Raw genomic sequence first — 25,293 nt, forward strand, 5'->3', positions numbered from 1 at the left:
ACGCGAGCCCCGGTGCCGACGGCGCCGGGGCTCTCGCGTTGCGGTGGGGGATGGGCTCTCGGCCCCGGTTCACGACCAGTCGGGCGACTTGCCCTTGCCGCTGGTCAGCTTCATGACCCCCATGACGGCCAGGCCGATGAGGCCGAGGATCAGAACCCACTTGAGGAGTCCGAAGACCAGCCCGATGAGCCAGCCGATGACGAAGAAGGCGGCGACCGCGATGACGGCGTACAGAAGAATGCGTCCCATAGGCTTCACGGTAAGTCTCATTTGCCGAGAAATCGCGGGTCAGGCGGCAACATCAGGGACAACTCAGGGGCGTCTCAGGGGCGGTCGTTGACCCTCACACGGTGTCAGCCGATAGACCCGGAGGCGTCATGTACAACATCGGAGACTTCGCCAGAATCGGCCGCGTGTCGGTGCGCATGTTGCGCCACTACGACGCGCTCGGCCTGCTCACCCCCGCCCGGGTCGACCCCCTGACGGGCTACCGCTCCTACGAGGCCGCCCAGCTCAGCCGCCTCAACCGGGTCGTGGCCCTGAAGGACCTCGGGTTCAGCCTCCAGCAGGTCCGCCAGATCCTCGACGAGAAGGTCGGCGTGGCCGAACTGCACGGGATGCTCCGGCTCCGCCGCGCCGACCTGGAAGCCCGGGTCGAGGCCGACCGGGCCCGGCTGCGGGGGGTCGAGGCGAGAATCCAGATCATCGAGAAGGAGGGCGTCTTGCCTGCCGACGTCGTCGTGAAGTCCGTCCCCGCCGTCCGGGTGGCCGAGTTGTCGGCCGTGGCCGAGAGCTACGAGAGCGAGCACATCGGGCCCGTCATCCAGCCGCTCTACCCCGAGCTGCACGCCCGGCTGACCAGGGCGGGGGTGGATCTGGCCGGGCCCGGGATCGCCTACTACGAGGAGGAGCCGTCCGGCGGAGTGCGGATCCACGCCGCCTTTCCGGTCAACGTCGCGCCGGACCCGGCGTACGACTTCGACATCGTGGACCTGCCGGCCATCGAGCGGGCGGCGACGATCATCCACCACGGGCTGATGGACGGCGTGGACGCGACCATCCAGGACCTCCACCGCTGGATCGAGGACCACGGGGAGCGGGGGGTGGGGTACAGCCGGGAGGTCTACCTGGAGTACGGGATGGGCGACCCGGAGAACTGGGTGACGGAGATCCAGGAACCGCTGGCCTGAGAACGATCGTCAGGAGGCAGCTTCTCCTCGTCTGCTGAGAGTGCGGGTCACCCACGCGATCGAGGCCCCGGCCACGAGCAGGGCGACGGAGCCGAACCGCATCTCCCACAGGCGGGCGGGGCAGTCGGGGTTGAGCTCGCCGCTGTAGGCCGGGGGGAAGAAGAAGGCCCCACCGCAGGTCAGCGTGCTGTGGCCGTCCCAGCCGTAGGGGTTGTCGTAGAACGCCGCGGCCAACCCACCGAGAAGCAACACCGCGGCCGCGAGCCGACCGATCCATAGCATGAGGCGATCTTGGAGCGACGGCCCGCGGATTGCAACGGGGCAGCGGGCGGCGGCGCAACAGCGGTTAAGCCGGGCCGGGGAATTGATGAGCTGGGAACTACGAGCCAGGAACCGACGGGTGGGGCATCGACGGATCGGGCACCACGGGCCGGAAGCATGAGCTGGGAGCCGACGTACCGGGAGCCGACAGACTCGAAACCATGGGCCAGGAACACCGGCCGGGCACCATGAGCCGGAACCATGAGCCGGGAGCCGACGGAGTCCGAACTACGCGCCGCGAACGACTGGCCGGGCGCCACGGGCCGGAAAACGACGGCCGCGAATGACGGCTCGGAGCGGACGAGCCGAAGGGCGGCGCCGGAGTGGCGCCGCCCTTTGCGTTAGTCGTTGGCGTGGAGGGCCGCGTTGAGTTCGACCTTGCCGCCCGTGCGGGCCTTGGCGACGACCGCGCCGGTCACCGAGTCGCGGAGGAAGAGCAGGCCGTTCTGGCCTGACAGGTCTTTGGCCTTGACGACGGTGCCGTCGGGCAGGGTCACCTTGGTGCCCGCGGTCACGTAGAGGCCCGCCTCCACGACGCAGTCGTCGCCCAGGGAGATGCCGATGCCGGCCTGGGCGCCGATGAGGCAGCGCTGCCCGACCTGGATGATCTCCTTGCCGCCGCCCGACAGGGTGCCCATGATCGACGCGCCGCCGCCGACGTCGGAGCCGTCGCCCACGACGACGCCGGCCGAGATGCGGCCTTCGACCATCGAGGTGCCCAGCGTGCCGGCGTTGAAGTTGACGAAGCCCTCGTGCATGACGGTCGTGCCGGACGCCAGGTGGGCGCCGAGCCGGACCCGGTCGGCGTCGCCGACGCGCACCCCGGTGGGGAGCACGTAGTCGACCATGCGGGGGAACTTGTCGACCGAGTAGACGGTCACCGGGCCGCGGGTCCGCAGCCGGGCGCGGACGTTCTCGAAGCCCTCGACCTGGCAGGGGCCGTGGTTGGTCCACACGACGTTGGCCAGCAGGCCGAAGATGCCGTCGAGGTTGGCCTGGTGGGGCTGGACCAGACGGTGGGACAGCAGGTGGAGGCGCAGGTAGACGTCATAGGTGTCGGCCGGCGGGTCGGACAGCTTGCCGATCCCGACCGCGACGGCCACGACCTCGACACCCCGCTCGGGGTCTTCCCTGACCAGGCTCGCCAGGTCGCCCACCTCGACCGCGGCCAGGCGCCGGACGCCCGGCTCGCCGGGGTCGCCGAGGGCGGGGTTGGGGAACCAGACGTCGAGGACCGTGCCGTCGGGGGTGACGGTCGCGAGCCCCACTCCGTGAGCACCGGATTCGATGAAAGTCACGGTTCAAGAACCTACCGCCCCCGCCCCGGCCCAAACGACGCGGGAACCGGCCTGTGGACAACCCCGTCCCGCGAACGGATATCCACAGGTGGCCACGTCGTGTTCGCCCTCCGTTCACCCGTGTGGTCACGTTGGGTGACGGGGTCCGGGCGCGGGCCGCCATCGGAATTCACACGGCGTCAACGGGAGTTCGCATGCGTCGGTTACGTTACTTCGACACCCTGCCGAAAAGATCGCTCACAGAGGGTGATTAGGTGGACAGGGGGAGATGCCGGGCAGAGGGGACATCTCGGGCATCGGGCGTTCACTGGAGGGTCGCGGGAATGTCGGAGGGCGTCGTTAGGCTCGGTGGGGTGACCGATTTTCCGCCCGATCCGGTGATCGTGGCCGGGCTGCGAAACGGCGACGAAGAGGTCTTCGCGCTGCTCCTCGACGAGTGGTCACGGGGAATGCTCCGCCTCGCCAGGTCATACGTGTCGACGGCGGCGTCGGCTGAGGAGGTCGTCCAGGACACCTGGCTCGCCGTGATCCGGGCCGTCGGCACCTTCGAGGGCCGGTCGTCGCTGCGCACGTGGGTCTACCGCATCCTGGTCAACACCGCGCGGAGACGGGGAGAGCGGGAGAGCCGTACCATCCCTGTGAGCAGCGTCGACGGCGAGCGTCCCGACGGCGTCCCGCCCGAGAGGGCCGAGGGCGGTCCCGAGGGGGCGGCGCTGGCCGGCGAGGTCAGGGAGCTGATCGACAAGGCGGTGGGAACCCTCCCGTCCCGGCAGCGCGCCGTGATCACGCTGCGCGACATGGAGGGCTACGGCTCCGACGAGGTCTGCGAGATCCTGTCGATCTCCCCGGCCAACCAGCGGGTGCTGCTCCACCGGGCCAGGGCGGCCGTCCGCGACCACCTGGCCGCCTATTACGACGGGAAAGGAGGGCCATGAACTGCGACGAGTTCGCCGAACTCGTGACCGCCTATCTCGACGACGCGCTCGACGACTCCTCCCGTCCCCTCTTCCTCGACCACATGGCGCGGTGCTCCGGCTGCACCGGCTACTACGGCCAGTTCACCACCACGATCACCGTCCTCGGTGAGCTCCCCGCCCCCGGCCTGTCGCCGAAGACGCGATCCCACCTGCTGACGGCCTTCCGGGAAGCGAGTTCAGAAAAGCCGGAGTGAGGTGTAACGCCGGGGCCGGTCGCGGATCTGAGTGTTCATGGCCGATGTGCTGGCATACGCGGAAGGCTGTTTCACGGGGAGCCCCGGCGATCAGGTCGGTGTCGAGCTGGAGTTCCTCGTCCACGATGTGTCCGACCCGGCGCTGACCGTCCCCATCGCGCGGACCACCGGCGCCCTCGGCGGGCTGACCCTCCCCGGCAAGAGCGTGATCACCTATGAACCCGGGGGGCAGGTCGAACTGTCCGCCCCACCGGGCCCCCTCCCGGCGGCCGTGGCCGCGCTCCAGGAAGACGTCGATCGGGTACGTTCCGCGCTCGCCGCCGCAGGCCTAACCCTCGGCCGGTCGGGGCTCGACGGCCATCGCCGCCCGCTGCGCCAGCTCCACACCCCGCGCTACGACGCCATGGCGGCCTGCCTGGGGGAGCCCTACGGGGCGCTGATGATGTGCTCGACCGCGTCGATCCAGGTCAACCTCGACTTCGGCGCCGACCCGTTCACCCGCTGGCGCCGCGCCCATCTGTTCGGCCCCGCGCTGGTGGCGGCGTTCGCCAACTCGCCGGGGCCGGTGCCGTGGTTCGGGTCGTGGTTGTCGGGGCGGCAGGCCGTCTGGCTGGCCCTCGACCCGTCGCGCACGGCACCCGTCGGGGCGGCACACCGGGCCGCCGGCGAATCGGGCGGCCAGGGGCATCCGGCCGCCGCCTGGGCCGACTACCTGCAGACCGCGAAGCTCATGCTCGTCAGGGAGACCGACGGGTCCTGCCGGCAGACGGCGGAAAGACATCGGTTTCGCGACTTCCGGCAGGCAGCGGGGCGGCCGCCGACGCTCGACGACCTCGCCTACCACGCCACCACGCTCTTCCCGCCCGTCCGGCCGCGCGGGTTCATGGAGATCCGCTACCTCGACGCCCTCGGGCCGGTCGAATGGCCGGTCGCGGTCGCCGTCTCCTACGCCCTGATCGTCGACGACGACGCGGCCGCCGCGGCGGCCGCAGACGCGTCGGCCGTGGCCGGGCAGTGGGCCGAGGCCGCCCGGTGCGGGCTCGCCGCCCCGGCCTTCCGCCAGGCCGCCGTCGCGGCCTTCCGGGCCGCCGCCGACGCGCTGCCCCGATGGGGCGCACCACCGAGCTTGATCGACCAGGTCACCGACTACGCCGTGCGGTTCGTCGAACCCGGCCGGTCCCCGGCCGCCGACCTCCTCTTGGAGACGCGATGAAGGAACAGATCGCCGCCCAGCTTCTCGCCGTGCGCGACCGATCGCTCAGCTACACCGACGCCGACGACCACCTCCTCGTCCGACAGCACTCCCCACTGATGTCACCGCTGGTCTGGGACCTCGCCCACGTCGGCAACTACGAGGAACTGTGGGTGCTGCGCGAGGTCGGCGGCATCACGCCGCTGCGGCCCGAGATCGACGACATCTACGACGCGTTCAAGACGCCCCGCCGCGACCGTCCGTCGCTGCCGATGCTGGGCCCGGCCGAGGCCCGCAAATACATCGAGGGTGTACGCGGCCGCGTGCTCGACGTCCTCGACAAGGTCGACTTCGACGACCCCAACCCGCTCAAGTCGGGCGGCTTCGTGTTCGGGCTCGTCATCCAGCACGAACACCAACACGACGAGACCATGCTGGCCACGCTCCAGTTGTCCCGCGAGCCCGGCCTCGTCAGCGACGGCGACCTGCCCGCCGGGCGGCCGGTGTCGGGTGAGGTGTTCGTCCCGGGCGGCCCGTTCACCATGGGCACCGACGTCAACCCATGGGCCTACGACAACGAACGCCCCGCCCACACGGTCGACGTGCCAGCCTTCTGGATCGACCGCGTGCCCGTCAGCAACGGCGACTATCTGGCCTTCGTCGAAGACGGCGGCTACCGCGATCCGCGCTGGTGGCACCCCGAGGGTTTCCGGCTGGGCCTCCAGGCGCCGCTGTTCTGGACCCGCGACGACGGCGGCAGCTGGTGGCGCACCCGCTTCGGCCGGGCCGAGCTGATCCCGCCGAACGAGCCGGTCCAGCATGTGAGCTGGTACGAAGCCGACGCCTACGCCCGCTGGGCGGGCAAGCGGCTGCCGACCGAGGCCGAATGGGAGAAGGCCTGCGCCTGGGATCCCGAAGAGGGCCGGTCCCGCCGCTACCCATGGGGCGAGGAACCGCCGGCACCGGGCCTGACCAACCTCGGCCACCGCGCCGCCCGCCCGGCGCCCGTGGGCGCCTACCCGGCGGGGGCGAGCGCCTACGGCGTCGAGCAGATGATCGGCGACGTCTGGGAGTGGACGTCGTCGACGTTCCAGCCCTATCCGGGCTTCCGCGCCTTCCCCTACCGCGAATACAGCGAGGTCTTCTTCGGCCCCGACTACCGCGTGCTGCGCGGCGGTTCATGGGCCGCCGACCCGGCGGCCGTCCGCGCCACCTTCCGCAACTGGGACTATCCGCAGCGCCGCCAGATCTTCTCCGGTTTCCGCTGCGCCCGCGACGCTTCGCCGGGGGAGGCCCGCTGATGTGCCGCCACGCCGCCTGGCTCGGCGAACCGCGCCCACTGTCGTCACTGATCCAGCAGCCCGACCACGGCCTGCTGAAACAGTCCTACGTACCGAGACGGCAACGCTGGGGCACCGTCAACGCCGATGGTTTCGGCATGGGCTGGTACGCCCACGACCGCGTCATCCGATATCGACGATCCATCCCGATGTGGGCAGACGCCAACCTCGAAGGCCTGGCCGCCTCGGCGATCTCCGGCTGCCTGATCGCGGCGGTCCGCTCCGCCACCGTCGGCATGCCGATAGAAGAGACCGCCACCGCCCCCTTCATGGAGGGGAAGTGGCTGTTCAGCCACAACGGCCGCGTCCCCGGCGAGGCGCTGACCGGCCTGAAGGCCCACGAGGCCGAGAGCACCTGCGACTCGGCCAAGCTCGCCGCCGGGGTGTTCGCCCTCGGGCGGCTGGGCTGGAGCCTCGGCGACGCCATCGCCGAGGTCACCACGACCGCCGGAGGCGCCGACGCCGAGGCGAGGGTCAATCTCCTCGCCACCGACGGCCAGACGATCGCGGCCACCACCTGGGGCGACACGCTCTTCGTGCGCTCACTCCCCGAGGGGGTGCTGGTGGCCAGCGAGCCGCTCGACGACCGCGACGACGGATGGGTCAGCGTGCCCGACCGGACTCTCGTGCTCGTCACGCCCGACGGAATCGACTGGAGGGACCTGTGAACCTGATCGACGCTGACTACCTGCGGCAGGCGCTGGAGAACGACGTCCGCGCGGGCCTCACGGCGGCGCCGAAGTGGCTGCCGCCCAAGTGGTTCTACGACGCCTGCGGGAGCGAGCTCTTCACCAAGATCACACGCCTGCCCGAGTACTACCCGACCCGGCGCGAGCTGGCCATCCTCAAGGCCCACGCCCGCGAGATCGCCACGGTCAGCGGCGCCGCCACCCTGGTCGAACTGGGCTCCGGCACCTCGGAGAAGACCGAACTGCTCCTCGACGCCCTGGCCTCGGCCGGGACGCTGCGCACCTACATGCCGGTCGACGTCGACTCGGTGACCCTGAAGGCCGCGGCCGACCGCCTGTCGGAGCGCTTCGAGGTGGTCGGCGTCTGCGCCGACTTCGAGAACCACCTGTCCCAGCTCCCGCAACGCCCCGACCGCATGGTCGCCTTCCTCGGCGGCACGATCGGCAACCTGGAGCCACCGGCCCGCGAGGTCTTCTTCAAGGAACTGCGCTCGACCCTGACCGACGGGGAGACCTTCCTCCTCGGCGCCGACCTGGTGAAAGACACCTCCCGGCTGATCGCCGCCTACGACGACTCGGCCGGGGTGACGGCGGCCTTCAACCGCAACGTCCTGCGCGTGATCAACCGCCGCCTCGACGCCGACTTCGTGCCGGCCGACTTCGCCCACGTGGCGATCTACGACACCGACCACGACTGGATCGAGATGCGCCTGCGCGCCACCAAGGACATGGTCGTCCACATCAGGGCCCTCGACCTGACGGTGATGTTCGCCGAGGGCGAGGAGATGCGCACCGAGATCAGCGCCAAGTTCCGCCGCGCGGGGCTGACCCGCGAACTGGCGATGGCGGGCTTCGAGGTGGAACGGTGGTACACCGACCCCGACGGCGACTTCGCGCTGGTGCTGTCACGCGCGGTACCGCGCTGACCCTTCAACCGCGGGCTCCTCAACGCGGCCGCCGGTATCCGTGGCCGGCCGCCGCGTGGCCCACATGACCTCTTGTTCAGTGGTACCGCGCTGAGCCTTTCGGGGCAGGCTTGGCAACGCTGCCTCGGCCGCCGTGTGTGGCCTACCAGGCCTCTTGTTCAGTGGTGCCGCGCTGAGCCTTTCGCGGCGGGCTCGGCAGCGCTGCCCCGGCCGCCGGTCATCTCACGGTCTGCCGCCGCGTGGCCTCACACTCACCGGAAGATGTGCCTGAGCCGCCGAATTCGCCTAAAGCCCGCGTGGGATGATTCGGCGGAGTATGACGAATACGAGTGGTGCGCATATCGGCGAACCAGAGCCTGGCTCGGAATTTGCACAAGTCAATCGGTGGGACGGGTCCGTCCCGGATCTGCGTGCCATTGTTGAGAAATTCGAGCACGGGCAGGTCTGCCGTGGAGTGGTCATGGCGATCATGCGCTTCGGCATCTTCGTGGACATCGGCGGGGTCGACGGGATGGTGTCGGCGGCGAACGCGTCGTCGCGACGGTTCGAGCGGTTCGAGGATCTCGTCCAGGTCGGGCAGGAGGTCACGGTGACCGTCCTGGACGTCGACCTCGATCGGCTACGGATATCCCTGTCGCTGATCGCGTGGGCGGGGTAGTCGTCAGGCCGGGCTCTCTGCGAGAGTCGGGGTCAGGCGGGTCCACGCGATCCGGGCCTCCGCCGTGTTCCCCCCGCGTGTTCCCATCACCCAGTGGCTCAGTTGGGGCGTCTCGCCGCTGTCCTGGATCACCCACGTCACCCCGGTGTCGGCGCCGTCGCGGAACAGGCGGGCCACGCCCGTGCTGTCGGTCACCACCTTCCACACCGCCGGCGCCGACGGTGCGGCGAAGACGCGTTCCCAGGTGGTCGAGCCCTTCCGCATGGTCCAGACGCCTCCCTTCTGCACCGTCAGCATGAGCCGCCGTGCCCCGTTGCACACCTTCGTCCCCAGGCAGACGCCTTGGCCGGTCGTGGGGTCGAGTGCGCTGTCGTCCACGACCTGGCCCTGGAACTCCACCGTGAAGTCGCACATCTCGGCGATCGTCTTCCGCGCCGTGACCGGTTTCGCGGTCGTGGAGCGCAACCGCAGGGCGCCGTCGGGGCCGACGGTCGCGCCCGGGTCCAGGGTCCAGCGGCCGGGGGCCAGGTCCTTGGGCAAGGGGGTGTTCAGGGTCAGGCGGGCGACCTTGATCTCGATCTGGTTGTGCTCCCAGACCACGGCCAGGACGCCGGGGGAGATCTCGGCGGCGCTCGGATAGACGTCCCAGCCGCGGGCGGTCGTCTTCGTCAGGCGGGGGCCGTCGGCGAACAGGCGGCCGGGCTGCCAGGGTCGGCCCGGGCCGGCGACCTTGTAGTGGAGGACCTCGCGGAAGCGGTCGGGGCGGGGTTCCCTGATCGGGCCGGCAAAGGTGTTGTAGAGGGCGATCTCCCGTCCGGCTGAGTCGATCATGTAGAAGGTCTTCACGTAGTAGTTCGGCAGGTCGGGGTGGAGCCGCATCGGCGCCCAGGTCAGGCCGCCGTCGGTGCTCGTGGTGGTCGCGCAGTGGGCGGCCGAGACGCGGTAGTACGGGTCGCGGTCCTCCGGGCGGGCGCGGCGGACGAGCGCCCGGGTCACCATCACCAGCGTGCCGTCCGGGCGCAGGCCGATCTGAGGTTCCTCGACGCCGATGCCGGGCGGGTTGGCGGCCAGTGCGCCGGCCTGCCACGTCTTCAGGTCGGTCGAGCGCAACACCGCCGCCTGGGACGCCCCGGCGCCCTGACGCCAGAACGGGACCGTCCACACGTCGCCGACCTTGACCGGTTTGCCGGCCACCACGACACCCCGGGTGTTGGGCGGGACGTCGACTGTGATCGGCTGGTCGACCCAGGTCGTGCCGCCGTCGGGGGAGCGCTTCATGGTCAGGTGGACGGGGAATCCATCGACGTCGGATTCCTCGCGGTCCTCGGCGACGGTGATGCGGCCGAGAAGGGCGTACACGAAGGAATCCTCGGTGAAGAGCATCGCGTAGTGGTAGCGGTGGGTGGCGGTCGCCGCCGCGAGGGTGCCCTTCTTCCAGGTGGCGCCGCCGTCGCCGGTCACGGCGAACTTGATGGCGCCCTGGTCGGTGGGGGTGCGGTCATGGGGGTCGGGTACGCCGGAACGCCAGCACACGATCCATCGGCGCGCGTCGAGGGCGACGATGTCCGGCACCCTGTTGCCCTCGCGGGCCAGTTCCCCCGCCGCGTCACGCACCACGGTCGCGTCGACGACGACCGGCCGGCTGACGCCCGCGCCCACCATTTCACTCATGGGACACCACCGAAGCGAACTGTTTGTCGGCTTTCAATAGACAGGAGATGAAATATGGGGCTTCGACCTGCTGATCAGTCGGGCGGCAAGCGCTCTGCAAGCGATGCCGAATACAACTAACTCACGCCAAACAACGCTTTATCGGGGGATATTGGCATGCGTACTACCCGGCTCACCCGGCGGCCGACCGACCACCTCGACGGCCCGCGCCGCGACGAGGAGTTCGACCGGACCGGCGAGTTCCGCCTCCCCATGACCGGCCTGCGGCCGCAGGGAAGTCGGCGCGTTCGCGATTGATCGTCGACGGCTCGGGAACTGGTCGGTCCCACGGTCAGTTCCCGTGCCGACGGCACGAGAACCAAACGGGTACAGGTATACCGTCCCGCCACCCGGCGGGTGGACGGGATCGTCGCGGATCTCGGCGAGTTTGGCGCACAGCTCGCCGAGATCCACCCGTTTCCAGGCCGTTCGTGGACGAATGATCCAAGGGCCGGCTCTCCGGAATGCGCCTCCACTCCGAAGCAGGTCCGTTGTCAGGCGCTTCAGCGCGCGATGGCCATGTCAGGCAGACGACGGCACAGTCGGCTCGATGTCTGAAGGCCTCAGTGCCGAGAGGCGCAGGGCGTCGATGGCCTGGCTCCTCTGATGCCGGCGGAGCGCCATCTTCTTTGGCGAATACCGCGTCCGGGAAAGCCGCCACGTCCGTCTTCAGAACGCCGAAGGACGGCCGGGTCGGTGACCCGGCCGTCCTCTCAGGCCGCACATCAGTGGTGTCCCGCCGGGATCGTGCCCAGCCGTCCCGCCTGGAAGTCCTCGAACGCCTGCTTGAGCTCCGCCTGCGTGTTCATCACGAACGGTCCGTAGTGTGCCACCGGCTCGCCGATCGGCTTGCCGCCCAGGATGATCACTTCCAGGTTCGGCGACCGCGTGTCCTGCGTCTTCGCCGCCGCCAGGGTGATCGTCTCGGCCTGGGTCGCGCCGAAGCCCTCGTACACGGCCAGTTGTCCCATCTCGATGGGCTGACCGTCGCTTCCCGCGGTGCCCCGGCCGGACAGCACGTACGCGAGCGCGTTGAAGTCGGACCGCCACGGGATGGACAACCGCGCCCCGGGGGTGATGCTCGCGTGGATGAGCGTGATGGGTGTGTGGGTGGCTCCGGGGCCGAGGTGCCCGGCCACGTCGCCGGCGATCACGCGCACGAGGGCGCCGCCGTCGTGGCTGCTCAGCAGGACCACATTGGATCGCCCGATGTCCTGATATTTCGGTGCGAGCATCTTCGACTTGGAGGGCAGGTTCACCCAGAGCTGGATGCCGTGGAACAGGCCGCCCTTCTGGACCAGCCACTCCGGCGGCGCCTCCTTGTGGAGCAGGCCCGAACCGGCCGTCATCCACTGCGTGTCGCCGTTGGTGATCGTGCCGCCGCCGCCGTGGGAGTCGGTGTGGTCGAAGACGCCGTCGATGATGTACGTCACCGTCTCGAAGCCCCGGTGCGGATGCCACGGGGTGCCCTTCGGCTCGCCCGGCGCGTAGTCCACCTCGCCCATCTGGTCCATCATGATGAACGGATCGAGATACTTTGGCTTGATCGTGGCCAGTGCTCTCCTGACCGGGAATCCCTCACCCTCGAAGCCCGAAGGCGCGGTGGTGACGGTCAGGACCTTGCGCTCGTGCACGGCCGCCACGGGCTCGGGCAGCCGGGGGAGGGTGAGCGGGTTGTCCACGGTTACGGCGGGCATCTGGGGCTCCTTCCTGTTTTCGAGGCAGGTTCGCCGGCGCGAGCCACAACCGGCCTCCGGCCGTCCGCGTCTCGCTCTGTCGACTATGCAGCCACAACTTGGTTGAGGATTCAACTATTCCGGAGGACGTTCCCGTATGACCCCTCACGAGGCACGGAGCAGGTTCCGGGCCGGGCTGAAGACGCCCACCGCAGGGTGGTGTCCCGGGTACGCCCAGGCCAACCTGCTCGCCGTGCCCGCCGACCTCGCCTACGACATGCTGCTCTTCGCGCAGCGCAATCCCAAGCCCTGTCCGGTCCTCGACGTCGGAGATCCCGGGGCCACCAGTCTGCCGATCTTCGCGGGGGACCTGCGCACCGATCTGCCGGGTTATGTCGTGTACGAGAACGGCGCCCCCGTCGCCGAGGTGACCGACGTGACCCGGTTCTGGCGGGACGATCTGGTGCCGTTCCTGATCGGGTGCAGTTTCACGTTCGAAGACGCCCTGGTCAGGGAGGACATTCCGGTCAGGCATCTGGAGACGGGCGGCAACGTGCCCATGTATCGCACCTCGGTGCCGTGCCGCCCGGCCGGGCGGTTGTCGGGGCCGCTGGTGGTGTCGATGCGGCCCGTCCCGGCCGGGCGGGTCGCCGACGCGGTCCGCGTCTCCGCGCGCTACCCGGCGGTCCACGGAGGGCCCGTCCACATCGGCGACCCGGCGGGCCTGGGGATCGACGACCTCGACGCGCCCGACTTCGGCGATCCGGTCGAGGTCCGGCCGGGGGAGGTGCCGGTGTTCTGGGCCTGCGGGGTGACCCCGCAGGCCGCGGTGATGGCGGCCGGGGTCCCGTTCGCGATCGGCCACGCGCCGGGGCACATGGCGATCACCGACGTCCGGGACTCGGCCTACCAGATGTGATCAGAGGCCGTAGGCCTCCAGCAGGCGCAACCACACCTCGCTCACCGTCGGGAACGACGGCACGGCGTGCCAGAGCTTGTCGAGCGGCACCTCGGCGGTGATCGCGATGGTGGCGGAGTGGAGCATGTCGGCCACCGCAGGGCCCACGAACGTCATCCCGACGAGCACCTTGCGGTCTTCGTCGACCACGGCCTTCGCGCGCCCGATGTAGTTCTCGGCCGCCAGGTAGGCGCCGGTGATGCCACTCATGTCGTACTCGACGGAACGGACGTTGAGCCCCCGCTCCCGCGCCATCTGCTCGGTCAGACCGACCGTGGCCACCTGCGGGTCGGTGAAGATGACCTGGGGCGGGCCGTGGTGGTCGCCCTGGTCGCGCATCGACGGCAGGTCGTCGGGGCGGCGGTTGGCGCGGGCGGCGATCACGTCGCCGCACAACCGGGCCTGGTACTTGCCCATGTGGGTGAGGAGCGCGCGGCCGTTGGCGTCGCCGACCGCGTAGAGCCAGTCGTGGGCGACCGAACGCATGCTGTCGTCGACCTCGATCGGGCGGGCGTCGGGCAGGCCGACTGTCTCCAGGCCGATGTCGGCGCCGATGGTGCGCCCGGCGGCGACCAGGATCTCGTCGGCGGTCAGCGTCGTGCCGTCGGAGAGCTGGGCCACGACCTCGCCGCCGGTCCGCTCGACCCGCTCGATCTGGGTGCCGAAGCGGATGTCGATGCCCCGGGCCACCAGCGCGTCGGCGACCATCGTGGCGGCGAAGCCGTCACACCTCTCGAGCACGCGGTGGCCGCGCACGACCATGGTGGTCTCGGTCGCGCCCAGGGCGTGCAGCGCCTGGGACATCTCGCACGCCACCACGCCGCCGCCCAGCACGATCAGCCGGCCCGGCACCTTCTTCACTCCGGTGGCCTCGCGGTTGGTCCACGGCTTCGACTCGGCCAGCCCCGGGATCGGCGGGATGGCCGCCAGGCTGCCCGTCGCCACCACGACCGCGTGCCGCGCGGTCAGCACCCGGCCGCCGACGTCGACCTTGCGCTCCCCGGCGAGCCGCGCCCGGCCCCTGATGTACGTGGAGGGCAGCGACTCCAGCCAGCGCGCCTGGCCGTTGTCGCTGTAGTCGTTCACCGCCCAGTCACGCCGCGCCAGCACCGCCGGCACGTCGATCGGCCCCACCGTCAGGCCCGGCGCCCGCTCGACCTCTCCGGCCAGGTCGACGGGGCGCAGCAGGGCCTTGCTCGGCACACAGGCCCAGTACGAACACTCGCCTCCGGCGAGTTCGGCCTCGATCACGGCCACCGACAGGCCGCCGCGCACGGCCCGGTCGACCACGTTCTCCCCGACCGGCCCCGCGCCCATAACGATCACGTCGAAGACGTCAGCCATCTCTTCCTCCCGTTGATCTCCGATCCGACCGTATCTCGCGGGCCGCTAGATCCGATCTAGCACGCCGCCTCGCGCCCAAAGGGCATGACAGACACCGCGATCGAGACGAACGGTCTCGTCAAGGTCTTCGGCGACAACCGCGCCGTCGACGGGCTCGACCTCACGGTCCCGGCCGGCGCCGTGTTCGGCGTGCTCGGCCCCAACGGCGCCGGCAAGACCACGGCCGTCCGGATGCTGGCCACGCTGCTGCGTCCCGACGGCGGCGCCGCCCGCGTCTTCGGCCACGACGTGGTCGCCGAGGCCGACGCCGTGCGCTCCCTGGTGGGGCTCACGGGTCAGTACGCCTCGCTCGACGAGGACATGACCGGCCGCGAGAACCTCGTCCTCATCGGCCGCCTGCTCGGCTTCCGCAAACCGGCCGCCCGCGCCCGCGCCGACGAGCTGCTGGAGGCCTTCGGCCTCACGGCGGCGGCGGAGCGGCAGGTCAAGAACTACTCCGGCGGCATGCGGCGGCGCCTCGACATCTCGGCGACGCTGCTGAACACGCCCCGGCTGCTGTTCCTCGACGAACCCACGACGGGCCTCGACCCGCGCAGCCGCAACCAGGTGTGGGACATCGTCAGGGCCGTCGTCTCCTACGGCACGACGGTCCTGCTGACCACGCAGTACCTCGACGAGGCCGACCAGCTCGCCTCCCGGATCGCCGTGATCGACCACGGGAGGCTGATCGCCGAGGGCACCCCCGGCGAACTGAAGTCGTCGGTCGGCGCGGGCACCGTCCACGTGCGGCTGCGCGACCCCGGCCGGCGGGCCGACGCCGAGAAGCTGCTCTCGGCCGCCCTGGGCGCCCCCGCCACACCCGACCCCGACCCCCGCCGGGTGGTGGTCCGGGTGCCCGGCCACGGCAGCGAACGCGGCGCGGCCGAGGACGCCGCCCGCGCGCTCTCCGAACTGGCCGCCGCCGGGATCGTCGTCGACGACTTCTCCCTCGGCCAGCCCTCCCTCGACGAGGTCTTCCTCGCCCTCACCGACCACCCCGCCACCTCTAAGGAGACCGCGGCATGACCACCACCACCGCGACCGAGACGGCCGAGCCGGTCTACGTCCCCGCCGCCGAGACCATCGGCGCGGTCCTCGACCCCCGCGAGCGCCCGGCCCGGCCGAGCGCGTTGTCGGCGTCGCTGACGTTCGGGTGGCGGGCCGTGCTCAAGATCAAGCACGTGCCCGAGCAGCTGTTCGACGTGACGGCCTTCCCGATCATGATGACCCTGATGTTCACCTACCTGTTCGGCGGCGCGCTGGCCGGGTCGACCGGGGAGTACCTGCAGTTCCTGCTGCCCGGGATCATGGTGCAGAGCGTCGTGATGACCACCATGTACAGCGGGCTGGCGGTGAACATCGACATCGCCAAGGGCGTGTTCGACCGGTTCAAGTCGCTGCCGATCTGGCGGCCCGCGGCCCTGGTGGGCAACCTGCTGGGCGACGTGCTGCGCTACGTGCTGGCCTCGCTGGTGATCACCGTGGTCGGGCTGATCCTGGGGTTCCGGCCCGGCGGCGGCGTGGTGGGCGTGGCGGCGGGCATCGGGCTGCTGGTCGTCTTCTCGTTCGCGTTCTCGTGGATCTGGACGATGTGCGGGCTCTACCTGCGCAGCGAGAAGTCGGTCATGGGGGTCAGCATGCTCGTGCTGTTCCCGCTGACCTTCCTGAGCAACATCTTCGTCGACCCGTCCACCATGCCGGGGTGGCTGCAGGCGTTCGTCGAGGTCAACCCGATCACCCGGCTGGTGGCGGCGGTCCGGTCGCTGATGTCGGGCAACCCCGACATGGGTGAGCTGACCTGGGTGTTCATCGCCACGGCGGCGCTGCTGGCCGTCTTCGGGCCGCTGACGATGCGGGCCTACAACCGCAAGTAGCCCGCTCAGAGCCGCCAGCGGACCGGCGACCCCGGCCGGTAGCCGCAGGAGGAACCGGTGCTGATCGACTCACGCAGATGGGAGGCGAGAGACGGATGGCGTTCGCCGAGCTTGCGCAGGGTGTCGCGGATGCGGGCGGTCACCGTCTTGCGGGCCCGCTCGGCCTCGTCGCCCAGCCGCCGGTCGCGCCCGGCCAGCCCGGCGGCGGCGCGCAGTTCGTCGAGCAGGGCCTGCCGCTCCCGGTCGAGGGCGGCGGCCCGATCGTCGTCGCCGAGCCCGGCCGCCCGGTCGATCTCGTCGTCGAGCCGGGCCAGGTGGCGGCGGTAGCGGGCCTTGGCCTCGCCGTCGAGCACGGCGTCGCCCCCGAAACCGCGGGCCGCGACCACCTCGTGCCCCCCTTCGGGGTTGAGCAGCCGGACCGCCGGGATGTCGGTGCCCGGCGCGCCCAGGAGAAGGTGGAGGTCGCGCAGTCCCTTGGCGTCGGGCATGCGGACCACCTGGTCGTCGTAGGCCAGTTCCCAGACGTCGCCGTCGCGGCGGAACGTGGGGGTGACCCGGGCGGGCCGCGCCGGACCGGCCGCCTGAGCGGGCCGGATCTCCTCGACCTTCCGGCGGATGTGACGCATGCCCAGCTCGGCCGCTTCGGCCGCCGCCTCGTCGAGCGTCACCCGGCCGCGCAGCGGCTCGCCGGCGGCCAGCAGCGCCCGGCCGAGCTCCACCCCCGCCTCGACGACCCACGGCCGGGCCTGGAACGCCACGGCGGAGGCGCGGGCGGCGGTGAAGCGGGCGATCGCGTCGTCCCACCGGCCACGCGAGGCGGCCAGCACGCCGAGCCAGTGGTCGACCGGCCCGGCGATGTCGCAGCCGCCGATGCTGACCAGCCAGCCGCCCGAATGGGGGGTCAGCGTCTCGGTCGCCCACGCCGTCAGCCGGGCGTCGCCCGACTCGGCCGCCGCGTGGGCCATGAACCGCAGCCCCAGCGGGGCGAAGCTGCGGGGATAGGCGTCGAGGCCGTTATCGGGCAGCACGCTCAGCGCGCCGGCCAGATCGCCGGCCTGGAGGGCGGTGATGCCCGCCAGCAGGTCGACCTGGTTGTGAGCCGTCGACCGGAGACGCTCCAGCACCGCCGGGATCTCGGCGAACCGGCCCTGGTGCAGCAGCACCGACCACAGGACGTGGTCGCTCATGAAGCCGAACATGTCGCGGCTGTCTTCGGCGATGACCTCCATCGCGCCGCGCAGGAACTCCTCGGCCTCCGCGAACCGGCCGGCCAGGGTCATGATGATCGACTGGTCGACGCGGGCGGCGAAGATCATGCGTTCGCCGCCGATCCGCAATGCGAAGGCGGTCGACTCGCTGAACTGGTCGAGATAGGCGGGATCGCCCGCCTCCAGCAGCGCCACCCAGCGCAGCGACGCGGCGAAGTGTTCGGTGTCGGGGTCGGAGGCGCGCCGGGCGACCGTCTCCATCTCGCTGGTCAGCTCGATGCGCTCGGCCGCCGTGCCCAGCCCGAACAGCACGTCGTGGCGGGCCGCCAGGCCGAAGGTCAGCGCCTCGTGGTCGTCGTCCGCGCGGGCCACCGCCGCGATGTGGACGGCGAGTTCGTCGGCCATCGCGTCGGGCGTGGTCGGGTCGCCCCCGATCAGCGCCTGGTAGGCGATCCGCACGACCTCGGAGCTGCGGCCACCGGAGAAACCGCCGATCATGCCGGGCCCTTCGATCCGGTAGTAGCTGATCGCCACCCGGGCCAGCAGGTCGGCGTCGCCCGTCTGCTGGGCGAAGGTCCAGGCCGATTCGAGGGTGGCGCGGACCTCCTCGGCGTCGTCGAGGTGGAACAGGCAGGAGCTGAGTTCCATCGCGATCATCGCCCGGCGGCGCGGTTCGAGGCCCTCGCCCCGGTCGGCGGCCCGCCGCAGGTGACCGATCGACTCGTCGATGGCCATGCGCCGCTGCGCTTCGCCGGCCGCCGACAGCAGTCGCTCGACCGCGACCGACGGCGGCAGCTCGCGGCCCGCCTGGTAGGCGTGGCGGGCCTGGTCGGCGGGCAGGAGGTGGGCCTTCAGCGCCGGGTCGGCGTCGAGGGCCGTGATGACCCGGGCGTGCCGCCCGGCCGCACGCTCGCCGAGGGATTCGTAGAGCGTCTCCCGGACGAGGTCGTGGGCGAACCCCAGCCGCCCCTCGGTGAGCTGGACGACCAGCCGCGCGGCCACGGCCTGCGCGAGCAGCCCGTCGACCCGGGCGGCCGGCAACCCGGCCAGCGCCGCCAGCACGTCGCGGTGGAACTCGCGCCCCAGCACCGACGCGTCGGTCAGCAACTCGGCCACCTGCGGCGGCAGCAGCGAGACACGTTTCTGCAGCGCGTCGCGCACCCCCGGCGCGATCGCGGTCACCGAGCCGCCGCCCTGCCAGAGCCGGGTGGTCTGCTCGACGAAGAACGGGTTGCCGCCGGTCCGCCGGTGGACCTCGTCGACCAGCGCCGGTTCGGGCGCCCGCCCGGCGGTGCGGGCCATCAGCGCGCCGACCTCGTCGCGCCCCAGCCCGGTCAACGAGATGCAGGTCGCCTTCGCCACCAGCGGCATGATCAGCGGCGCGAGCGGATGGTCGGGCGCCTCGGCCTCGACGTCGCGGTAGGTGCCGAGCAGCAGCAGCCGCTCGAACCAGGTGTGCTGCGCGGCGAACTCCAGCAACTTCAGCGACGCCGTGTCGGCCCAGTGGAGGTCGTCGAGCACCACCACGACCGGACGGCGCTGCGCCGCCGACACCAGCGCCGTGGTCACCGCGTCGTAGAGCCGGAACCCGTCGAGCACCTCCTTGCCGCCGCCCGACCGCTCACCCAGCAGGATGGCCAGCACCTCGGCGGCCTCGGCCCCCACCGACGACCACTCGCCGGCCCGGCGCAGCGCCCGGATGACCTGCACCCACGGCCAGTAGCCGGGCGCGCCGCCCGACTGCCAGCACGACCCCCCGAGCACGAGCGCGCCCGCCCGCCTGGCCTCTTCGACCCCGCGGGTGACCAGCGTGGTCTTGCCGATCCCGGCCTCGCCGGTGACCAGCACCAGGCCGCCGTGGCTGTCGAGGGCCCGGCCGATCTCGGCCCGCAGCAGCCCCGCGGGATGGTCGCGCCCGATGAGCTGAGAGTCCATCGGAGCCTCCTGACGGGGAGATCGGCAGCGGGCGGGCGGGAGAAACCGCCCCCTACCGGGAGCGGAGGAGTAGCTCCTCTACGCTATCGACCGGCGCCGACATTTTGCGTTGTGAAACCAGTACGGGGATCATGCAGAATGAGGCACTGAGCGCCCTTAGCTCAGCCGGATAGAGCAGTGGACTTCTAATCCACCGGTCGGGGGTTCGAATCCCTCAGGGCGCGCGCTTCTCCTAAGCCGACGATTCCTCCTCGGGCTCGTCGGCCGGTTCCTCCCGGCCGAACAGCAAGGCCAGCACCTTCATGGCCCTGGCGCTGTGTTTCTCGGAGAACGTCGCCGCCGAGGCCTCGACGACCAGCAATATCGCGAGCACGGCCGCCACGCCGAGCGCGACCGCGAGAAACAGGCCGGTGGAATCCTCCGGGGCCATCGCGAATGACCCCGCGGCTGCGGCGGCGCTCGATGTGGGCACGACCCACCTGGCGTTCACGGGAGAGACATTTCGTGTCCGGGTCCCTTCGCTCAGCAGTGACTCAAAAGATCAAGCCCTTGCTTGCCGCGAGCCTACCCGACGGTAGTCACGCTCCGTAGCAGGTCGTCGCCGGTTTTTCCAGTGCCTCGTGTCACGGGGGCGGATTCCGGCTACCCTCAAGCCGCATGTTCGTTGTGTCGCGGGCCGACGAAGTCCCGCTGTCCGGCGGCGACGTCACCGAGGGTGTGGTCCGGGTCGGTGACACGGTCCGCCGTCCCCTGAAGGCCACCTCGCCCGCCGTCCACACCCTGCTGCGTCATCTGGAGGCCGTCGGGTTCGACGGCGCGCCCCGTGTGCTGGGCATCGACGAGCTGGGGCGGGAGGTGCTGACCTTCGTGCCGGGCGACGTGCCGGGGCGGCCCTTTCCGGTGGGCGAGGACGTGCTCGCCGAACTCGCCCGGTTGCAGCGGCGCTACCACGACGCGGTGTCGGGGTTCCGGCCGAGGCCCGGCGCGGTCTGGGAGACCGGATCGGCCGACGACGCCGAGCCCGAGGTCGTGGGGCACTGTGACGTCACGCCCGAGAACGTCGTCTTCCGCGACGGGCTGCCGGTGGCGCTGATCGACTTCGACATGGCGCGGCCGGTGTCCCGGCTGTTCGACGTGGTGACCACGTTGCGGCACTGGGCGCCGATCGCCGATCCGGTCGACCGCGACCACGCCGATCTCGACGCCGGGCGGCGCATCCGGGTGTTCGCCGACGCCTACGGGCTGAGCGCCGCCGAGCGGCTGCGGCTATTGCCCACCGCGCGGTTGCGGCTCGATCGCTCGTACGTCGCCATGAAGCACAAGGCCGAGACCGAGGGCGGCGGGTGGGCGGTCATGTGGGAGTCGGGCATCGGGCAGCGTATCCGGCGGGCTGCCGCGTGGCTTGATGCGAATGAGGATGATCTGCACCGTTTCCTCCAATAGGAGAGAATGCGTGGGTGATGGGGGAGGAAGCGCGGGGAATCGCGCTCGGGGTGGTTTTGGATGCACTGGTCGGCGATCCCCGGCGGGGTCACCCGGTGGCGCTGTTCGGGACCGCCGCGACCGCGCTGGAACGGCGGGTCTATCGCGACTCGCGTACCCGAGGACTGATCTTCACCGCGGTGTGCGTCGGCTCGGTGACCGCGCTGGGCGCCCTGCTCCCCAGGAAGACGGCGATCACGGCCGCCGCCACGTGGGCGGTGCTCGGCGGCACGACGCTCGCCCGTGAGGGCGCGGCCATGGCGCGGCACCTGGCCGACGACGACCTCGACGCCGCCCGCCGCCGGTTACCGCACCTGTGCGGCCGCGATCCGAGCAACCTGGGCGAGCCCGAACTGGCCCGCGCGACCGTCGAGTCGCTCGCCGAGAACACTTCCGACGCCGTCGTCGCGCCGCTCTTCTGGGGCGCGGTCGCGGGTGTGCCCGGCCTGCTGGCCTACCGGGCGATCAACACGCTCGACGCCATGGTCGGCCACCGTTCGCCCCGCTACGAGCGGTTCGGCTGGGCGGCGGCCCGCCTCGACGACGCGGCCAACTACGTTCCGGCCCGTCTCACGGCGTTGCTCGCCGCGCTCTGCTCCGGCCGCCTCCGGCCCACGCTCAGAGCCGTCTTCCGGTACGGCTCCCGCCACCCCAGCCCCAACTCCGGCCAGTGCGAGGCGGCCTTCGCCGGAGCCCTGAACGTCACCCTGGGCGGCGTCAACGACTACGGCGGCCGCCTCGAACACCGCCCCGAGCTCGGCGACGGCCCCCGGCCCACGAAGCGGGACATCTCCCGGGCGGTGACGCTGGCCAGGCGGGTGGCCTGGGCGGCGGCGGCCCTGGCGGTGCTGGCGAGGCGGCGATGAAGGGCGCGCTGCTGGTCGCCGGGACCACCTCCGACGCCGGGAAGAGCGTCGTCACCGCGGGCATCTGCCGGTGGCTGGCCCGGCAGGGGGTGCGGGTCGCGCCGTTCAAGGCGCAGAACATGTCGCTCAACTCCTTCGTCACCGCCGACGGCGCCGAGATCGGGCGGGCGCAGGCCACCCAGGCCGCGGCCTGCGGCGTCGAGCCGACGGCCGACATGAACCCCGTCCTGCTCAAGCCGGGCAGCGACCGCCGCAGCCAGGTCGTGGTGAAGGGCCGGCCGCTCGCCGACGTCGACGCGCTGACGTACCCGAACCTGAAGCGGCACCTCAAGGCGGTCGCGCTGGAGTCGCTGGCCCGCTTGCGGGCCGAGTACGACGTCGTGGTGTGCGAGGGCGCGGGCAGCCCGGCCGAGATCAACCTGCGCGCGAACGACATCGCCAACATGGGCCTGGCACGGGCGGCCGGCCTGCCGGTGGTCGTCGTGGGCGACATCGACCGGGGCGGGGTGTTCGCCCACCTCTACGGCACCCTGGCGCTGCTGGAGCCCGAGGACCAGGCGCTCATTTCGGGGTTCGTGATCAACAAGTTCCGGGGCGCGGTCGAGTTGCTCGAACCGGGGCTCGACATGCTGCGCGGGCTCACCCACCGCGAGGTCTACGGGGTGCTGCCCTGGCTCGACGGGTTGTGGATGGACGTCGAGGACTCCCTCGCGCTCGACAACCGGCCGGAGACCGGCGACGGCCACGTCGACGTCGTCGTGGTGCGTTATCCGCGCATCTCCAACTTCACCGACCTCGACGCCCTCGCCGCCGAACCCGGGGTGAACGTCAGGTTCGTCACCTCGCCCCGCGAGATCGCCACGGCCGACCTGGTCGTGCTGCCCGGCTCGCGGGCCACGGTGAGCGACCTCGCCTGGCTCAGGGAACGCGGCATCGCCGACGCCCTGCTCCGCAGACGCGGGCCGGTCGTCGGGATCTGCGGCGGTTACCAGATGCTCGCCGAGACCATCCACGACGACGTCGAATCCCGGCAGGGCACCGTGCCCGGATTGGGCCTCCTTCCGGCCACAGTCCGGTTCGTACCGGAAAAAGTGCTGGCCAGGCCGACAGGTGAGGCATACGGTCACCGCGTGGCCGCGTATGAGATCCACCACGGCGTCGTCACCCCCGCCCCGGGTGCCGAACCGTTCCTCGACGGGTGCCGCCGTGGCGACGTCTGGGGCACGACTTGGCACGGGGCCTTCGAGAACGACGGGTTCCGCCGGGCCTTCCTGGCCGAGATCGGCCTGCCGGTCGAGAGCGCCGTCGACTTCGCCGGGCTGCGCGAGCGGCGTCTCGACGCCATCGGCGACCTGATCGAGCGCCACCTCGACACCGGCGCCCTCGTCGACCTGATCACGAAAGGACCGCGACCCGGAACGGCCGTCATCCCGCCGGGCGGCCCCCGATGGGCCTGATCGCGGTCACGGCCGCCTTCGCCGTCGTGGGCCTGGCGACGGGGATCGCCCTGCTGGCGACGGTCCGGCGGCACCACCGCCGCCGGCCGCCTCGCCCGTGACCGCTACGAGGCCTTCTGGGCGCTGATCCAGTTGTCGATGGCCGTCCACTGGTCGAAGAGCCAGGAGATCTGGGCCTCGCGTTCCCTCGGCACGTCCTCGGCCGCCCAGCGCCACCACTTCGCCGTGATGCGGGCCTCCTCGGGCAGGTGCCGCCACACGTCGCCGAGGGTGATCAGGTCGTCGAGGCCGGTGTGCGCGACGAAGATCACGTCGGCCTCCGGGCAGGCGGTCATCGCCGCGATGGCCCCGTTGGGCCGGGGCGGCAGCAGGTGGGCGAGGCGTTCGGCGCGGGCCGCCTCGGCGCGCAGGCCGCGTTCGCGCAGCCGCCTTATGGCCCGGAAACGGCGGCCCGGGGTGAAGTTGCCGCCCTCCGGGAAGATCACGAGGGCGTCGTCGGCGTCCATGTCGGAGGCCAGGCGGGAGATCTCCCCCACGATCCCGCTCTCGGCGATCTTCTTGGGCACGAACGCGTTGGGCAGCCGGTTGATCACCACGTCGACCGACGGGTCGAACTGCAGGGCCGCCTTCATCACGATGCGCGGACGCCGCTGGTAGCGGGCCAGCAGATGGTAGACGAGCAGGAACGAGTCGCCGGGACCGGCGTGCCGCGACAGGACGATGATCGGCCGGGTCAGCCGGCGCGCGGCCTCCTCGCCGGTCAGCGCGGGCTCGTCTATGGCGACCGACAACCGGAAGATGGCCACCGCCGCGCCGTAGACGTTGGTCAGCAGCCAGCGGATCAGGGCGTAGTGGCGTTCCTGGTGGGCGGCCTCGCTCAGGCGTCCCCCGAACCCCGACGCCACCCACAGTTCCAGGCTGGCGATCAGCGCCGCCGACTCCAGCGCCAGCCACACCACGGCGAACACCACCAGCCGCATGCCCCGGCGGCGCGGCGGCGGCAGGCGCAGGCCGACGATGAAGCCGAAGACGAGCCACACCGGCAGAGTGACGATGACGGCGACGGTCAGCACGATCACCAGCGGCGCGAAGACCAGCCGCCGGACGATCCGGGGAGGGAGCATGACCGGGCCTCCTTCAGCTCATAGTTCCGCCAGGTAGGCGGCGGAGGCCTCGTAGGCGCGGCCCGCGTGGCGGGCGATCCGGGAGGCGTCGCGGTAGCGGAGGTCGGACAGGCCCGGACGGCCTCCGAAGGCGGCCGGCATCACGTGGACCTCGATGTCGTCGGACAACGAGGCCATCTCCTCGGCGAAACGGTGGCGGCGGGCGATCTCGAAGGCGACCAGGCCGACCTCCCACGGTTTCGCGGGAGGTTCGAGCGGCCGCTCGATCCGGCCGACGTGCAGGACGAAGATGCGGGTCGCCCCCAGGGCCACCGCGCGGCCGACCGGGATGCTGTGCACCAGCCCCCCGTCGACGAAGTGCTCACCGTCGATGCGCACCGGCGGCAGCAACCCCGGCACCGCGCACGAGGCGAGCACCGCGTCGGCGAGCGGACCCTCGGTGAACCAGTGGGCGCGGGCCTTCTGGATCGACGCGGCGACGCACTGGAAGGGCACCTCCAGCTCCTCGAACGTGTCGGGCAGATGGCCCCCCAGCAGGCGGCGCAGCGGGTCGATCGGGTGGAGGTGGGTGCCGGTCCGGGCCAGGGTGGACAGGCGGGTCATCCACGAACCGGCGAACGCGGTCCGCACGATGTGGGTGCTCCACAACTCGCTGAGCCGGTCGACGGCGTCGGCGGGGTGGGCGGCCAGCACGACCCCGTTCAGCGCCCCCACCGAGGTGCCGACGATCAGGTCGGGCTTGATCCCGGCTTCGGCGAGGGCACGCAGCATGCCGACCTCGTGGGCGCCGAGCACCCCGCCGCCACCGAGCACGAACGCCGTCTGGTTCACGTCT

The 25,293-nt window shown here is 71.3% G+C and carries 25 protein-coding genes and 1 tRNA gene; 16 read left to right on the plus strand and 10 right to left on the minus strand.

Going from position 1 to position 25,293, the window contains the following annotated elements:
* Positions 1-69: 69 nt before the first annotated feature.
* Positions 70-249: a hypothetical protein gene (locus GT755_RS25265; RefSeq protein WP_161482096.1), complete on the minus strand. Its 180-nt coding sequence runs from the start codon at positions 247-249 to the stop codon at positions 70-72.
* Positions 250-377: 128 nt separating this feature from the next.
* On the opposite strand from GT755_RS25265, the gene GT755_RS25270 reads away from it, so the two are divergent.
* Positions 378-1,190: a MerR family transcriptional regulator gene (locus tag GT755_RS25270; protein WP_161482097.1), complete on the plus strand. Its 813-nt coding sequence runs from the start codon at positions 378-380 to the stop codon at positions 1,188-1,190.
* A 9-nt stretch (positions 1,191-1,199) separates the two neighbouring features.
* Here GT755_RS25270 and GT755_RS25275 read toward each other — a convergent pair whose 3' ends face one another.
* Both GT755_RS25275 and dapD read right to left on the minus strand, forming a co-directional pair.
* A complete protein-coding gene (locus GT755_RS25275; RefSeq protein WP_161482098.1) occupies positions 1,200-1,472 on the minus strand; it encodes a hypothetical protein in 273 nt (90 codons plus the stop codon).
* 380 nt (positions 1,473-1,852) lie between these two features.
* The gene (dapD, locus tag GT755_RS25280) at positions 1,853-2,809 is read right to left on the minus strand and encodes a 2,3,4,5-tetrahydropyridine-2,6-dicarboxylate N-succinyltransferase (protein ID WP_328794491.1); all 957 of its coding nucleotides are present in this window, start codon (positions 2,807-2,809) and stop codon (positions 1,853-1,855) included.
* A gap of 353 nt (positions 2,810-3,162) precedes the next feature.
* Between dapD and GT755_RS25285 the strand changes: the two genes are divergently transcribed.
* The 7 genes from GT755_RS25285 to GT755_RS40695 all read left to right on the plus strand — a co-directional run bounded on the left by GT755_RS25285 (position 3,163) and on the right by GT755_RS40695 (position 8,785).
* Positions 3,163-3,744 carry an RNA polymerase sigma factor gene (locus GT755_RS25285; protein ID WP_285588632.1) on the plus strand — a complete coding sequence of 194 codons (582 nt, stop codon included), beginning with the start codon at positions 3,163-3,165 and terminating at the stop codon, positions 3,742-3,744.
* Positions 3,741-3,980: an anti-sigma factor family protein gene (locus tag GT755_RS25290; protein WP_161482100.1), complete on the plus strand. Its 240-nt coding sequence runs from the start codon at positions 3,741-3,743 to the stop codon at positions 3,978-3,980. The genes GT755_RS25285 and GT755_RS25290 overlap by 4 nt, the downstream gene beginning before the upstream one ends.
* A gap of 37 nt (positions 3,981-4,017) precedes the next feature.
* Positions 4,018-5,193, plus strand: a complete 1,176-nt coding sequence (locus tag GT755_RS25295; RefSeq protein ID WP_161482101.1) for a glutamate-cysteine ligase family protein — start codon at positions 4,018-4,020, stop codon at positions 5,191-5,193.
* Positions 5,190-6,473: an ergothioneine biosynthesis protein EgtB gene (gene egtB, locus GT755_RS25300; protein WP_161482102.1), complete on the plus strand. Its 1,284-nt coding sequence runs from the start codon at positions 5,190-5,192 to the stop codon at positions 6,471-6,473. The genes GT755_RS25295 and egtB overlap by 4 nt, the downstream gene beginning before the upstream one ends.
* Positions 6,473-7,180 carry an ergothioneine biosynthesis protein EgtC gene (gene egtC / locus GT755_RS25305; RefSeq protein WP_030456713.1) on the plus strand — a complete coding sequence of 236 codons (708 nt, stop codon included), beginning with the start codon at positions 6,473-6,475 and terminating at the stop codon, positions 7,178-7,180. Before egtB ends, egtC begins: the two co-directional genes overlap by 1 nt.
* A complete protein-coding gene (egtD, locus tag GT755_RS25310; RefSeq protein WP_285588641.1) occupies positions 7,177-8,127 on the plus strand; it encodes an L-histidine N(alpha)-methyltransferase in 951 nt (316 codons plus the stop codon). The genes egtC and egtD overlap by 4 nt, the downstream gene beginning before the upstream one ends.
* 316 nt (positions 8,128-8,443) lie before the next feature.
* Positions 8,444-8,785 (plus strand): S1 RNA-binding domain-containing protein, encoded by a 342-nt coding sequence (locus GT755_RS40695; protein ID WP_268903503.1) that lies wholly within the window; start codon positions 8,444-8,446, stop codon positions 8,783-8,785.
* Positions 8,786-8,788: 3 nt separating this feature from the next.
* Here the strand turns inward: GT755_RS40695 and GT755_RS25320 are convergent, their stop codons facing one another.
* Positions 8,789-10,456, minus strand: coding sequence for a sialidase family protein (locus GT755_RS25320; protein ID WP_161482105.1), 1,668 nt, complete (start codon positions 10,454-10,456; stop codon positions 8,789-8,791).
* Positions 10,457-10,612: 156 nt separating this feature from the next.
* Here GT755_RS25320 and GT755_RS25325 point away from each other — a divergent pair, with 156 nt between their 5' ends.
* Positions 10,613-10,753, plus strand: coding sequence for a hypothetical protein (locus GT755_RS25325; RefSeq protein ID WP_161482106.1), 141 nt, complete (start codon positions 10,613-10,615; stop codon positions 10,751-10,753).
* Positions 10,754-11,220: 467 nt separating this feature from the next.
* Here GT755_RS25325 and GT755_RS25330 read toward each other — a convergent pair whose 3' ends face one another.
* Entirely contained in the window at positions 11,221-12,192 is a 972-nt protein-coding gene (locus tag GT755_RS25330; protein ID WP_161482107.1) for a pirin family protein, read from the minus strand.
* A gap of 136 nt (positions 12,193-12,328) precedes the next feature.
* Here GT755_RS25330 and GT755_RS25335 point away from each other — a divergent pair, with 136 nt between their 5' ends.
* On the plus strand, positions 12,329-13,090 hold the full coding sequence (locus tag GT755_RS25335; RefSeq protein ID WP_161482108.1) for a putative hydro-lyase: 762 nt from the start codon (positions 12,329-12,331) through the stop codon (positions 13,088-13,090).
* On the opposite strand, the gene GT755_RS25340 is transcribed toward GT755_RS25335, so the two are convergent.
* Entirely contained in the window at positions 13,091-14,473 is a 1,383-nt protein-coding gene (locus GT755_RS25340) for a dihydrolipoyl dehydrogenase family protein (protein ID WP_161482109.1), read from the minus strand.
* An 84-nt stretch (positions 14,474-14,557) separates the two neighbouring features.
* Between GT755_RS25340 and GT755_RS25345 the strand changes: the two genes are divergently transcribed.
* Positions 14,558-15,538: an ATP-binding cassette domain-containing protein gene (locus GT755_RS25345; RefSeq protein WP_161482110.1), complete on the plus strand. Its 981-nt coding sequence runs from the start codon at positions 14,558-14,560 to the stop codon at positions 15,536-15,538.
* Complete coding sequence (locus GT755_RS25350; RefSeq protein ID WP_161482111.1) at positions 15,535-16,386, plus strand: ABC transporter permease; 852 nt, start codon at positions 15,535-15,537, stop codon at positions 16,384-16,386. The genes GT755_RS25345 and GT755_RS25350 overlap by 4 nt, the downstream gene beginning before the upstream one ends.
* A gap of 5 nt (positions 16,387-16,391) precedes the next feature.
* Here the strand turns inward: GT755_RS25350 and GT755_RS25355 are convergent, their stop codons facing one another.
* On the minus strand, positions 16,392-19,529 hold the full coding sequence (locus GT755_RS25355) for an ATP-binding protein (RefSeq protein ID WP_161482112.1): 3,138 nt from the start codon (positions 19,527-19,529) through the stop codon (positions 16,392-16,394).
* A 150-nt stretch (positions 19,530-19,679) separates the two neighbouring features.
* Between GT755_RS25355 and GT755_RS25360 the strand changes: the two genes are divergently transcribed.
* Positions 19,680-19,753 (plus strand) — tRNA-Arg (locus GT755_RS25360).
* An 8-nt stretch (positions 19,754-19,761) separates the two neighbouring features.
* Here the strand turns inward: GT755_RS25360 and GT755_RS25365 are convergent.
* The gene (locus GT755_RS25365) at positions 19,762-20,001 is read right to left on the minus strand and encodes a hypothetical protein (protein ID WP_161482113.1); all 240 of its coding nucleotides are present in this window, start codon (positions 19,999-20,001) and stop codon (positions 19,762-19,764) included.
* A 185-nt stretch (positions 20,002-20,186) separates the two neighbouring features.
* Between GT755_RS25365 and GT755_RS25370 the strand changes: the two genes are divergently transcribed.
* Genes GT755_RS25370 through GT755_RS25380 form a run of 3 tightly spaced genes read left to right on the plus strand, consistent with a single transcriptional unit; the run spans position 20,187 to position 23,334 of the window.
* Positions 20,187-20,972: a phosphotransferase gene (locus GT755_RS25370; RefSeq protein ID WP_161482114.1), complete on the plus strand. Its 786-nt coding sequence runs from the start codon at positions 20,187-20,189 to the stop codon at positions 20,970-20,972.
* Positions 20,973-20,989: 17 nt separating this feature from the next.
* Complete coding sequence (locus GT755_RS25375; protein WP_161482115.1) at positions 20,990-21,877, plus strand: cobalamin biosynthesis protein; 888 nt, start codon at positions 20,990-20,992, stop codon at positions 21,875-21,877.
* Entirely contained in the window at positions 21,874-23,334 is a 1,461-nt protein-coding gene (locus tag GT755_RS25380; protein ID WP_161482116.1) for a cobyric acid synthase, read from the plus strand. The genes GT755_RS25375 and GT755_RS25380 overlap by 4 nt, the downstream gene beginning before the upstream one ends.
* 104 nt (positions 23,335-23,438) lie before the next feature.
* On the opposite strand, the gene GT755_RS25385 is transcribed toward GT755_RS25380, so the two are convergent.
* Together GT755_RS25385 and GT755_RS25390 are read right to left on the minus strand one after the other, a co-directional pair.
* A complete protein-coding gene (locus GT755_RS25385) occupies positions 23,439-24,458 on the minus strand; it encodes a 1-acyl-sn-glycerol-3-phosphate acyltransferase (protein ID WP_161482117.1) in 1,020 nt (339 codons plus the stop codon).
* Positions 24,459-24,476: 18 nt separating this feature from the next.
* A complete protein-coding gene (locus GT755_RS25390) occupies positions 24,477-25,289 on the minus strand; it encodes a patatin-like phospholipase family protein (protein ID WP_161482118.1) in 813 nt (270 codons plus the stop codon).
* Positions 25,290-25,293: the final 4 nt, after the last annotated feature.

It is taken from the genome of Herbidospora solisilvae, assembly GCF_009901565.1.
In the GTDB taxonomy this organism is placed as follows: domain Bacteria; phylum Actinomycetota; class Actinomycetes; order Streptosporangiales; family Streptosporangiaceae; genus Herbidospora; species Herbidospora solisilvae.

Bases quoted from the DNA above. Each gene is read 5' to 3' on its own strand.
- GT755_RS25355 (WP_161482112.1), bottom strand. From the start codon at position 19,529: ATGGACTCTCAGCTCATCGGGCGCGACCATCCCGCGGGGCTGCTGCGG.
- GT755_RS40695 (WP_268903503.1), top strand. From the start codon at position 8,444: ATGACGAATACGAGTGGTGCGCATATCGGCGAACCAGAGCCTGGCTCG.
- GT755_RS25320 (WP_161482105.1), bottom strand. From the start codon at position 10,456: ATGAGTGAAATGGTGGGCGCGGGCGTCAGCCGGCCGGTCGTCGTCGAC.
- GT755_RS25385 (WP_161482117.1), bottom strand. From the start codon at position 24,458: ATGCTCCCTCCCCGGATCGTCCGGCGGCTGGTCTTCGCGCCGCTGGTG.
- egtB (WP_161482102.1), top strand. From the start codon at position 5,190: ATGAAGGAACAGATCGCCGCCCAGCTTCTCGCCGTGCGCGACCGATCG.
- GT755_RS25380 (WP_161482116.1), top strand. From the start codon at position 21,874: ATGAAGGGCGCGCTGCTGGTCGCCGGGACCACCTCCGACGCCGGGAAG.
- GT755_RS25350 (WP_161482111.1), top strand. From the start codon at position 15,535: ATGACCACCACCACCGCGACCGAGACGGCCGAGCCGGTCTACGTCCCC.
- GT755_RS25330 (WP_161482107.1), bottom strand. From the start codon at position 12,192: ATGCCCGCCGTAACCGTGGACAACCCGCTCACCCTCCCCCGGCTGCCC.
- GT755_RS25345 (WP_161482110.1), top strand. From the start codon at position 14,558: ATGACAGACACCGCGATCGAGACGAACGGTCTCGTCAAGGTCTTCGGC.
- GT755_RS25335 (WP_161482108.1), top strand. From the start codon at position 12,329: ATGACCCCTCACGAGGCACGGAGCAGGTTCCGGGCCGGGCTGAAGACG.
- GT755_RS25375 (WP_161482115.1), top strand. From the start codon at position 20,990: ATGGGGGAGGAAGCGCGGGGAATCGCGCTCGGGGTGGTTTTGGATGCA.
- GT755_RS25340 (WP_161482109.1), bottom strand. From the start codon at position 14,473: ATGGCTGACGTCTTCGACGTGATCGTTATGGGCGCGGGGCCGGTCGGG.
- egtC (WP_030456713.1), top strand. From the start codon at position 6,473: ATGTGCCGCCACGCCGCCTGGCTCGGCGAACCGCGCCCACTGTCGTCA.
- GT755_RS25325 (WP_161482106.1), top strand. From the start codon at position 10,613: ATGCGTACTACCCGGCTCACCCGGCGGCCGACCGACCACCTCGACGGC.
- GT755_RS25295 (WP_161482101.1), top strand. From the start codon at position 4,018: ATGGCCGATGTGCTGGCATACGCGGAAGGCTGTTTCACGGGGAGCCCC.
- GT755_RS25290 (WP_161482100.1), top strand. From the start codon at position 3,741: ATGAACTGCGACGAGTTCGCCGAACTCGTGACCGCCTATCTCGACGAC.
- GT755_RS25265 (WP_161482096.1), bottom strand. From the start codon at position 249: ATGGGACGCATTCTTCTGTACGCCGTCATCGCGGTCGCCGCCTTCTTC.
- GT755_RS25275 (WP_161482098.1), bottom strand. From the start codon at position 1,472: ATGCTATGGATCGGTCGGCTCGCGGCCGCGGTGTTGCTTCTCGGTGGG.
- GT755_RS25270 (WP_161482097.1), top strand. From the start codon at position 378: ATGTACAACATCGGAGACTTCGCCAGAATCGGCCGCGTGTCGGTGCGC.
- GT755_RS25370 (WP_161482114.1), top strand. From the start codon at position 20,187: ATGTTCGTTGTGTCGCGGGCCGACGAAGTCCCGCTGTCCGGCGGCGAC.